The following is a 10,000-nucleotide window of genomic DNA, read 5'->3' on the forward strand; positions in this document are numbered from 1 at the left end:
CAGACGTAGCATGCTACGTCTCTACACCCAGACGTAGCTTCAGGGCTTAGTTTTCACGCTGACTGGTCCATTGACCAAGGCTTGGCAAGCTAATCGGTAACTCTCCGGTTTTTTCTTCAGTTTACGCTGTTCTACCTCAGTTCGAGGTGAGAGATTTTCCATCCCTTCGACAACCTCGACAATGCAGGTGCCACATTGACCATAGCCTCCACAGTTCATCAATTTTCCTTTCAAGGTATACAGGTCAATCTTGTTTTGCAGGGCTTTCTCCCGTAAGTTCGCTCCATCTGCTGCAATGACTTCCTGGTTTTCCTTGACAAATTTGATATTAGCCATCTAGTTCTCCGCTACGTCACTCCTGATATATCCTAGAAGAATTTGCCCTCAGGATATGTAATCCTCTGATTGACATTGACAACAACTGACCTTCTTCTAGGCTAACGAATTATGACCGATAGTTTGGATTGTGTAGGGGCGGGTTTTACCGATAACGCTCTGGCTCAAACCACTAACCAAACTAAACCCGCCCCGATTTCGTCGGTTTTGAGACGACAAACCCAATCTATCCTACAATTTTAGCCGTGCCACGCCACTACAATGTTGATAAGCAGTCTCTCCAATCGCCAATGTTATCGACGGTTCAAGGCGGCGTTGTAAACTTTCTCGTTTGCTTTAACCGACTGCATTAAGTCCACAACTGGATTAGGATAATCTACGCCAATTCTTACCCCAAACTGTTTTTGCTCGGCTGAGGTTAATGTCCAAGGTTGGTGTACTTTAGCAGCGGGTAAGGAATCCAGTTCGGGGAGCCAATGTTTGACATAGTAACCTTGGGGGTCATAATCTTTCGACTGTTTTTGAATATTGAAATAACGAAACCCACGAGCATCATTACCCACTCCCGCCGTATAATTCCAGTTGCCCCAATTGCTACAAACATCATAGTCAATCAGCACCGATTCAAACCACTCAGCACCGATTTGCCAGTTGATTCCTAAGTTTTTGGTGAGAAAACTGGCAATATTTTGTCGTCCCCGATTGGACATAAATCCAGTGGCGGCAAGTTCCCGCATATTGGCATCAACTAAGGGAAAACCTGTCTTTCCTTGTTGCCAAAGGGTAAAGCGTTCCCAGTCGTGTTTCCAGGGAATGGGGACGCCCTGTAACCCCGATTGGCGAAAAATTCGGTTCCCATGCTTGGCACAAATAAACCGGAAAAAGTCTCGCCAAATTAATTCAAACACTAACCAATAGGTTGAATCATTTTTGACTCGTTCCTGTTCGTATTGCTGAACCTGTTCATAAATAAAACGCGGCGATAAACAACCCAAGGCTAGCCAGGGAGAAAATTTAGAGGAGTAATCTGCTCCCAACATACCATTGCGGGTTTGTTTGTAAACTTTGAGACAGTCTTTTTTCCAGAAATAGTCTTTGAGTCTGGCTAATCCGGCGGTTTCTCCCCCTTGGAATTGTAATACTGCCCGTTGGTCAAATATAGGGGGTTCTAGTCCAAAATCAGCAAGTTTGGGCAATTTACCAACTTCTACAGGGGGGAGAGACGGTAAATGTTTTGGAGTGGAAAAGGTGGGATAAATTGTGGATTTTTTCTCTACTTGCTTACGAAAATTGGTAAAAAGTTCGGGAAGTTTTGAGAGACTAAAGGGTAAGTCGTCGGGATGGTAGAGGGTGCTTCCCCAGAATGTTTGTACGGTGATGCCAATCTCAGATAACGCTTTTTTGAGTGCAGATTCTACCGCTACTTCTTCGGCGGTAACTTCTTGGTGAAAATAAACCTCAGTGATACCGAGTTGTTTGGCTAAAGCGGGAATTACCGTCTCTGGTAAACCCCGACGCACCAACAAATCACTCCCACGCGATCGCAAACTCTCTCGCAAATCGGTTACACTTTCCAGTAGGAATTGGGCGCGGAATGCTCCAGTTTTGGGGAATCCAAAGGATGTCGTGTTAAAGTGGCGATCGTCAAAGCAGTAGCAGGGAATCACCTGCGCCTTTGCCTGAAGCGCTTGGTGTAGGGGTTCGTGATCATGCAGGCGCAAGTCATTGCGATACCAGAGGAGAATTCGTTTTTCACTCACAGCAGTTGATGGAACGTAACATAGTCCTTTCTTTAGATTAGTGGAAATCTAGCCAAAGGGTTTTAGTACATAAATACTACAAAAAAGCTAAAACCTTATTCAGTCAAGGTTTGAACGACGATAAATTAAAAGTATATGGGGTAAAATATTCGGCTTCGATTCAAAATCCGTGAGCGCATTTTTGGATGAGGGTTGGGTAAATCAGAATAAAATGAGGATAGAATAAATATAAATTGAACCAAGAAAATTTATGGCTATAATGATTCATCCCTCTTTACCATCTCAAGCCAGTAAAGGCGAAGAAATAGTTTACAATTTACTGCGTAATAAATTAACAAATGATTTCTATGTTTGGCATGAACCGATTGTTAAAGGACGCTATCCAGACTTTATTGTTTTAGGTAAAACATTTGGTTTGTTAGTTATTGAAGTCAAAGGATGGTATCCGACTCAAATTATTGAAGGCAACTCTCACTTTTTTACGATTCGATCAAACCTGCATGAAACAACGCAAAATCAACAATCTCCCTTGCGTCAATGTAAAGAATATCTAGACCAAATTCTCAACCAGTTTCCACAATACAGAATACTGCAACAGCAGCAAGGTAAGTATAAAGGAAAAATAGCCTTCCCCGTTGGTTTGGGGGTAATTATGTCAAATATAACCGAGAAGCAAGCCACTAATATTGATTTAAATAAATTGTTGTGTAAACCTCAAGTAGCTTACCGGGATGAGCTACTAGCTTGGGAGAATATCAGCGGTGAAAATTTGATTAGGCGGTTAGAGGCAATGTTCACAGTCCGTTTTCCCTTTTCGCCTCTAACCTCTGACCAAATTAGCACTATTAAAGGTATCCTCTATCCAGAAATTGTTGTGCGCTATGAACAAGCTCGTCCCGAAAGTATACCAGGATTCTTTTCACCATTACCTAGCGATACAGTACTGAAAACACTTGATAGCCGACAAGAATCTTTAGCGAGAACTATTGGTGAAGGGCATCGTATCTTCTTCGGCGTATCAGGTTCGGGGAAAACGCTTTTGCTTATTGCTCGTGCTAAAATGCTTGCCAACAATTTTCCAGAAGCTAGGATTATCGTGCTTTGTTTTAACGTTAGTCTAGCATCACACTTAAAGTCAATTCTGCATCAGCAGGACGAAAATTATCAATACCAAAAAATTGAAATTAATAACTTTCATGAATGGGCAGGTTCAATTTTGGGCAGTTTACCGAGTAGCGTTTCGGGAAACTTTGATGAATATGTAGGAAATGAAGTCTTCAAAAAACTTTCTTCCTATACTTTTGAACAAAAATGGGATGCCATTCTTGTTGATGAGGCACATACGTTTGTTCCAATTTGGTTTCGCTGCTGCGTTCAGGCTTTAAAAGATTCAGAAAAAGGCGATTTAATGATTGTTGCTGATGGAAGTCAGAGTCTTTACAAACGCTCTGACTTTAAGTGGAAAGAAGTAGGAGTCCAAGCTCAAGGTCGTACTATCAGTAAAAAATTTGACCTCGATAAAAATTATCGCAATACCCGTGAAGTACTCTCAGCCGCTTGGGGATTGCTGAGTCCACTAAACCAGCAAGACAAGATGCTAGAAGATGAGGAGGTCACTTTTCCAATGGTTCAACCTAGTCTAGCATTACGGAATGGTTCTCGCCCTCAGATTCATATACTCTCTACATCCGTTACTCAGGAACAAGCAGTTATCAATCAAATTCAACAACTTCATAAATTGGGATGTGATTTCCATGAAATTGCTATTTTATACCGACAAGCTAACCAGGCTGAGCAAAAAAAATTACAAGGGATAATTAATCAACTGAAAAATTCAGGGATAGAAAGTTATTGGGTTACTAAAAACAATAATACTAAGAAAAAGTATAGTATTAGTATTCCAGGGGTTAGACTGATCACCTGTCTTTCCTCACTTGGACTGGAATTTAAGGCTGTTTTAATATTGTGGCTGGAGCAATTTTCTGATTGTACCCAAAATACTCAAGGTGCAATTCTGGCTCGACGACAGTTATACGTTGCCATGACTCGTACTCAAGAATACCTCTATTTGTTTACATCCGACAAAAATAAGCTTCTGGAAGAATTAGAGCAAAGTCATCATTTTGACATTATCTGTATGTAGTTTGTACTTAAATACTAAGGAAAAAATACTTTGATAATCTTTGAGCGCCAGCCTAGATTCCCTACAATTTCCCTCAAGTTTATCCAGCATCCAAGTAAGTCCAAGCTCCTTTAACTGATACCCACGAGGATAAGTTTTTAACTGACTGTCTGTAAAGAAATCTGACCTTCTTCTCGGTAAAAGCCAGCGCTGCAAGTATCCCCGCAACTTAAGACTATTTTCTACACCGCTTACCATAAGTGGCTAAAGCTCTTACTGTTCAATGTTCGGACTAATCAAACTAACAATTTAGCACACTAAGTACGGAAGACCCATTAAACTATGGTCAGTAATGGGGTTGAGTTGCTGAATCTGCTGAAGACGTTGGTGGCGATTCCAAACATTCATAACCCGTTTATCGTCCCCATTCAAAAATAGCCGCCCCCCAGGTTAATCCTGCACCAAAACCAGAACTGGCAATAATATCACCGGGTTGAATTTTTTGCGATCGCACGGCTTCATCTAAAATTAAGGGAATCGACGCCGCCGATGTATTCCCATACTGACTCAGATTACTCAAAACCTTATGGTTGGGAATCTTCAACCGTTGAGCAACCGCATCCAGAATCCGTTGATTGGCTTGGTGCAATAGCAGCCAGTCTACATCCTCTGCGGTAAGATTCGCCTGAAATAGCGCTTTCTCAATCACTTCTGGCACCTTTTGCACGGCAAATCGATAGACTTCTTTACCATTCATGGTAATCGACGCAAAATTTCCTTGACCCACCTCGATGTCCTTGACAAGTTGCTGGGTTTGTGGTTTGTAAGCCAACTGTAAACATTTATTCTGAGTGCCATCACTGCGAATCTGGAATCCCAACAAGCGATCGCGCTCATTTGCCTGTAACATCACAGCCCCCGCACCATCACCAAATAACACACAGGTACCGCGATCGGACCAATCCAGCCAGCGCGACAACATATCCGCACCAATTAATAAAATATTCTGATAAACTCCAGTCCGGATAAATTGGGCAGCCGTTACTAAACCAAACACAAAGCCAGAACAAGCCGCCGTGAGGTCAAACGCCACAGCATTAGATGCGCCGAGTAACGCCTGAATTTGACTCGCCGTACCAAACAGATCATCGGGTGTAGAAGTTGCCAGAATAATTAGCTGTAAAGCTTCCGGCTCAACTCCCGCCATCGCGATCGCCCGCTTCGCCGCCTCAGCCGCTAACCCACTCAAACTGGCTTGGGCATCCGCTAGACACCGTTGACGAATTCCTGTGCGCGTGGCAATCCACTCATCTGATGTCTCAACTATCTGGCTGAGTTGATGGTTATCCAAAATAACATCGGGTGTCGCCGAACCACTCCCGGTAATCGCAATCCCTGTGCCTAGTTGATTCAAAATGATTCTCCATCAAAGAAACTGCCAATTCACTTCCCGCCCCACTATCGCGTCTGCTTGCATTCTAATCGCGATCGCATCAAGCTAACCTGTCGCCTCATCTGATGGCTCATTGGTCACCTCTAACGGTTCAGTGTCCATATTCCGGGTTGCCGATTGTTTCGCCGCTTTGATCTCTGTAGACTGAATACGTTCGAGTACCTGATTATCAATCGCTTCTTTTGCCAAGCGAATCCCATTAAAAATAGACGGAGCCTGAGAACTGCCATGGCTAATAATACAGATTCCATCCACCCCCAATAGCAACCCACCGCCATGTTCAGCATGATCGATACGCTGCTTAATCCGCTTCAGATTCGGCTTGAGAATAGCCGTTCCCAGTTGACCATGTAAGCCTTGGGGCAATTCCTCCCGCAGAATTTGCAAGACAATTTCTCCCACCGCTTCGGCAAACTTGAGTAAGATGTTGCCGACAAAGCCGTCACAGACAATCACATCAAACTGACCTGAGAGTACATCTCTCCCTTCAGCATTACCCAGAAAGGCGACTCTGGGATTCTTCTGGAGCAGTTGATGAGTCCGAATCGCTAAATCATTCCCCTTACAGTCTTCTTCCCCGATATTGAGCAACCCGACTTTGGGTTCTGGTATTCCCAGCACATACTGGCTATATACCGTCCCCATCACCGCAAATTGCTCCAGATATTTGGGACGACTATCCACATTCGCCCCCACATCTAGAATAATCACTGGCTTTCCAGCTATGAGGGTGGGGAACATGGCGCCAATCGCTGGGCGATCAATGCCCTTGAGCCGTCCCAAACGCAGTAATGCTGCTGCCATAGCGGCGCCAGAATGACCCGCCGACACCACGGCTTGTGCCTGCTTGGTTTTAACTAAATCCATCGCCACGTTGATTGAAGCCTTGGGTTTGCGTTTAATCGCCACCAAGGGTTCCTCATCCATGGCAACTACGTCTTCAGCCGGGGCAATTTCTAGCTGACAGGGACTGCTGTGTTCTTTCAGGGACGCTTCAATAGCTTGAGGATCGCCAACCAATATAACCTCTACGCCCAACTCTGCTTGGGCTCGGATAGCTCCAGCCACAATTTCTGAGGGAGCGTGATCCCCTCCCATCGCGTCGATTGCGATCCGTTCGCGAGATGCCATTGCACAAAGAGATAGAAACCTTAAAGATTTTAACAGAAGCCGTTACGGAAAACCCTACCAAACTGACCCTCACTTTGAGAACGTTGATTGAGTAATCTTGTTTTAGCTTATTTGGCGAGAAACTCCACACCCTACACCCTACACCCTACACCCCGTCTACTTAAGAGTGCTGATCTCCCAGAAAAACCTTTGAAGAAACCTTTTCATCGGTGCCATCCACTTCGTACAATAAAGCACCGTGGAGGAGAAACGGTAATGTTACAACGAATTGGTTCTGGATTGATTGCTTCATCGATAGCCGCGTTATTGGTCAAGATTGTGGGGATGCAGGCTGCCACTTTGGATTTGAATCAGGTCGAGACTGTCCAACCCTTGCCATGGCAAGAAACATCCTTATTTACTCTACCCAAGCCTGACCCGAACGCCGAAGCGACGATTAATCAATATCTCCAAGACCTAAAAAACCAGGGTTCACTAGCAGACAATCAAGGCATCTGGATACAATCCGGGCTGAATGTTATGGCAGAACATCAGGGTAAAGTTCCCCTCCCTGCTGCTTCATTGACTAAAATTGCTACCACATTGGTGGCGTTAAGTCAATGGAAACCTGATCATGAGTTTGAAACCCAAGTAGGTGTCACAGGTGCTATCCGGGATGGTGTATTAGAAGGAGATTTGGTAATTAAAGGCAGTGGTGATCCTCTGTTTGTCTGGGAAGAAGCGATCGCCCTAGGGAACAGCCTCAACCAGCTTGGGATTCGCCGCGTCAATGGCAATTTAGTTATTGCGGGCAAGTTCAATATGAACTACGAAGAAAATCCGATGCGCTCCGGTGAGTTGCTAAAGACAGGATTAAATGCCAAAACCTGGTCTCGTTCTATTATTACTCACCATGGCAGAATGTCTCCCGGAACCCCCAAACCTGAGCTGGTGATTAGCGGTCAAATCCAAACGGTGAAAACTCCGCCTGACAACACGACAATACTATTACGTCACCAATCCCTACCCTTGGCGGAAATCCTCAGAGAAATGAATATCTATAGTAACAATGGCATGGCTCAGATTTTAGCCGATGCCGTTGGTGGGGCTGAGGTAGTTGCCAAAGAAGCCGCCAAGTTAGCTAATGTACCTCCAGAAGAAATTAAACTGATCAATGGATCAGGGTTAGGAACAGAAAACCAAATCTCTCCCCGTGCGGCTACAGCTATGCTGATAGCACTGGAAAAAATATTAATACCTCATAACTTAGGTGTAATTGATGTATTTCCCCTAGCAGGGCGGGATAAAAACGGGACAATCTATGCTCGCAATCTGCCAGAGGGAACCGCCATGAAAACCGGAACCCTACGCCAAGTGAGTGCTTTAGCCGGGGTAATGCCAACACAAGAGCGCGATCGGGTTTGGTTTGCGATTATTAATGGTGGTAATAACGTTTGGGAATTTCGCCAACAGCAAGACCAACTGTTGGACAAGCTTACCCAAAACTGGGGCAATCAACCCAGCCTAAATCCGAAAACCGCTCTCTCCCGTTCCCGACTTGGCGATCCCAAACGCAATAAAGTTATTGCCAATTAAGTCAATGGCACTGAAAATTTGCCCTATTAGAGCGCCGAAACCCTTGATATCCCGTAGGGTGGGCATTGCCCACCAGCTCTTAAATCAGCTGGATCATTATTCATCATTCAAATAGCTTTATGTCAACTGATGCACCCACTATTCTCGCCCTCGACTTTGATGGCGTTATCTGTGATGGACTTCTGGAATATTTCCAAACGGCTTGGCGTACCTACTGCAAAATTTGGCAACCTGAAAACACAACACCCCCGCCAGACTTAGCTGATAAATTTTACCGCTTGCGCCCTGTGATTGAAACGGGGTGGGAAATGCCTGTTTTACTACGAGTGTTACTTTTAGGCGTTTCAGAAACCCAGATTTTACAAGATTGGTCAACCGTTTTACACCAATGTATCGACTCCGAAAACTTGCAGCCAAAGGACTTAGGTCAACAAGTCGATAAAATTCGCGATGAATGGATTACTAATGATTTAGAAGGCTGGTTAGCACTGCACCGCTTTTATCCTGGGGTAATTGAGCGCCTACAGCAAATATTAGAAACGCCAACACAGGTCTTTATTGTTACCACGAAAGAAGGGCGTTTTGCCAAGCAGTTATTACAACAACAAGGTATCGAATTATCAGAGGATAGAATTATCGGTAAAGAAATTAAACGTCCCAAATACCAAACTCTACAACAACTTATACAAGACTTTACAGATGAATCTGCAAGTCTCTGGTTTGTAGAAGATCGGTTAAATACCCTACTATCAGTGGAACAGCAATCAGACTTGGCTCAGGTGAGACTATATTTAGCAGATTGGGGTTATAATACAGCCGCGCACCGAGACGAGGTTCGCCATCATCCGAGAATTCAGTTATTGTCTTTGTCCCAGTTTACTCAAGATTTCTCAGCTTGGTCTAAATTTAACTTTTCACAGGAAGTCTAGAAACCTGCGTCGGGGCGGGTTTAGTTAAATCTGGGCGCAACCGAAAAGATAGCAGTGAAACCCGCCCCTACACAATCTCCCATTCTCCCACTCAAAATTTACCTCCCTTTGTTGCGCCACATACCGTGAAAACTAAGGGTCTAAATAGAGTTCAGATAATGTATCAACGTCCGCTCAAACTGGACTGTTCAGATTTTGGTAATTTATAATTGCGGTTTGCTGCACAACCCAAAAACCATTAGCCATAAATACTTTGAGTAGCATTGACATTGGCTCATCTTCGGTGGAAAGAGAATAAAACTGATCAAAACCCTTGCACCACTATCAGGAAAATGTACCCCAGCTCCCCCAGCTCCCCTAGCTTCCCCGGCTTCCCCCGCTCCCCCTCACCACAGCACTTATCAGCAGCCTCTAATTGATTGTTCCTATCTTTGGTTTGGGCGCAAGTCAGTCAATTGCCTTTAATCTAAAATAGTTTAATTTTTAATTATCTCTTAATCATTAAATCTACAAAATATCCTATACTTGATCAAGTATATCTGTTAAAATAGAAAAAATAATATGTCCTTGAAGAGATTTATCAAAAAGCTTAATATTAGTATAAGTTTTTTACGAGAACATCCTGAAACACATAGGCGACCATCATCACAAATAGCTAAGCCCAAATGAGATAAAAATCCCTCGACCTGAGAAC

General features: G+C 44.0%; 8 protein-coding genes. 4 read left to right on the top strand and 4 right to left on the bottom strand.

What is annotated here, in order from left to right:
- Positions 1–39 precede the first annotated feature (39 nt).
- The gene (locus tag ACLFWI_RS19440; RefSeq protein WP_446409486.1) at positions 40–336 is read right to left on the bottom strand and encodes a 2Fe-2S iron-sulfur cluster-binding protein; all 297 of its coding nucleotides are present in this window, start codon (positions 334–336) and stop codon (positions 40–42) included.
- A 111-nt stretch (positions 337–447) separates the two neighbouring features.
- Here ACLFWI_RS19440 and ACLFWI_RS19445 point away from each other — a divergent pair, with 111 nt between their 5' ends.
- Positions 448–579 (top strand): hypothetical protein, encoded by a 132-nt coding sequence (locus tag ACLFWI_RS19445; protein WP_446409487.1) that lies wholly within the window; start codon positions 448–450, stop codon positions 577–579.
- Between the two features lie 50 nt (positions 580–629).
- On the opposite strand, the gene ACLFWI_RS19450 is transcribed toward ACLFWI_RS19445, so the two are convergent.
- Positions 630–2,096, bottom strand: a complete 1,467-nt coding sequence (locus tag ACLFWI_RS19450; RefSeq protein WP_446414277.1) for a DASH family cryptochrome — start codon at positions 2,094–2,096, stop codon at positions 630–632.
- Positions 2,097–2,346: 250 nt separating this feature from the next.
- On the opposite strand from ACLFWI_RS19450, the gene ACLFWI_RS19455 reads away from it, so the two are divergent.
- Positions 2,347–4,239, top strand: coding sequence for an NERD domain-containing protein (locus tag ACLFWI_RS19455; protein WP_446414278.1), 1,893 nt, complete (start codon positions 2,347–2,349; stop codon positions 4,237–4,239).
- Between the two features lie 394 nt (positions 4,240–4,633).
- On the opposite strand, the gene ACLFWI_RS19460 is transcribed toward ACLFWI_RS19455, so the two are convergent.
- Positions 4,634–5,632 carry a beta-ketoacyl-ACP synthase 3 gene (locus ACLFWI_RS19460; RefSeq protein ID WP_446414279.1) on the bottom strand — a complete coding sequence of 333 codons (999 nt, stop codon included), beginning with the start codon at positions 5,630–5,632 and terminating at the stop codon, positions 4,634–4,636.
- 84 nt (positions 5,633–5,716) lie between these two features.
- Positions 5,717–6,769, bottom strand: a complete 1,053-nt coding sequence (gene plsX / locus ACLFWI_RS19465) for a phosphate acyltransferase PlsX (protein ID WP_446414282.1) — start codon at positions 6,767–6,769, stop codon at positions 5,717–5,719.
- 288 nt (positions 6,770–7,057) lie between these two features.
- Between plsX and ACLFWI_RS19470 the strand changes: the two genes are divergently transcribed.
- Both ACLFWI_RS19470 and ACLFWI_RS19475 read left to right on the top strand, forming a co-directional pair.
- Positions 7,058–8,377: a D-alanyl-D-alanine carboxypeptidase gene (locus ACLFWI_RS19470; RefSeq protein ID WP_446414280.1), complete on the top strand. Its 1,320-nt coding sequence runs from the start codon at positions 7,058–7,060 to the stop codon at positions 8,375–8,377.
- Positions 8,378–8,496: 119 nt separating this feature from the next.
- Entirely contained in the window at positions 8,497–9,306 is an 810-nt protein-coding gene (locus tag ACLFWI_RS19475) for an HAD family hydrolase (RefSeq protein ID WP_446414281.1), read from the top strand.
- The last annotated feature ends 694 nt before the right edge of the window (positions 9,307–10,000 follow it).

The organism is Coleofasciculus sp. (genome assembly GCF_046539235.1).
Taxonomy (GTDB): domain Bacteria; phylum Cyanobacteriota; class Cyanobacteriia; order Cyanobacteriales; family Coleofasciculaceae; genus Coleofasciculus.